Origin of the sequence: Cecembia lonarensis LW9, assembly GCF_000298295.1 — a bacterium.
Lineage (GTDB): Bacteria > Bacteroidota > Bacteroidia > Cytophagales > Cyclobacteriaceae > Cecembia > Cecembia lonarensis.
Genome location: NZ_AMGM01000243.1, coordinates 1 through 840, shown reverse-complemented (window position 1 = coordinate 840; position 840 = coordinate 1). Strand labels below are relative to the sequence as shown.

Genomic DNA, 840 nt, shown 5'->3' with positions numbered 1-840 from the left:
CATTTTATTGCCAATTCGCAGTATATCGCTAAACGCATTAAAAAGTATATAAGCGCGAAGCCACGGTTATTTACCCCCCGGTAGATGTAGAAAGTTTTAGCCTTGTGGAAGAGAAGGAAGATTTTTATCTGACAGCCTCCAGAATGGTACCCTACAAGAAAATTGATCTGATTGTAGAAGCATTTTCCCAACTTCCGGACAAGCGGCTAATTGTTATTGGCGATGGTCCGGATATGGGGAAGATCAGAAAAAAAGCCACGAAAAATATTGAGCTTTTGGGCTATCAGCCCTTTCCGGTATTAAAGGAGTATATGCAGAGGGCAAGAGCATTTGTCTTTGCCGCCGAAGAAGACTTTGGAATTATACCCGTTGAGGCTCAGGCCTGTGGTACTCCTGTTATTGCATATGGGAAAGGCGGAAGCCTGGAAACAGTTTTGGCATCTGAAACAGGAACGTTTTTTTATCAGCAAACAGCTGCTGCAATTGTGGCGGCTGTACATGATTTTGAGAGAAAACAAGTAAGTTTTGACCCATTAAAAATCAGAAAGCATGCCGAGAAATTTAGTTCGCAACGCTTTGAGTCTGAGATTAAACAATACGTGGAAGAAAAATTGGGTGATTTTATAACAACACCTGCAGATTGTTTTGCTTAAGGGATCTTTGCGAAATATTCAGGCAATGTAATAATGGGTTAAAATACGATTAAAATTTAAATGTATAGTTTGTTACTTTGCAACCCTTATTGAAGTAACAGACATGGGAGCGCACCGGTATTCTAAATTTCTAAACAGCCTTCAAATTCTTGGCGATCTGGCCGTTATTAACATTGCCTTTGCTGTA

At 40.1% G+C, this 840-nt stretch carries 1 protein-coding gene; it reads left to right on the top strand.

Translation table 11 applies throughout. The features are described 5' to 3' along the window. Positions 1 to 104: 104 nt before the first annotated feature. A complete protein-coding gene (locus B879_RS21130; RefSeq protein WP_009187225.1) occupies positions 105 to 653 on the top strand; it encodes a glycosyltransferase in 549 nt (182 codons plus the stop codon). The last annotated feature ends 187 nt before the right edge of the window (positions 654 to 840 follow it).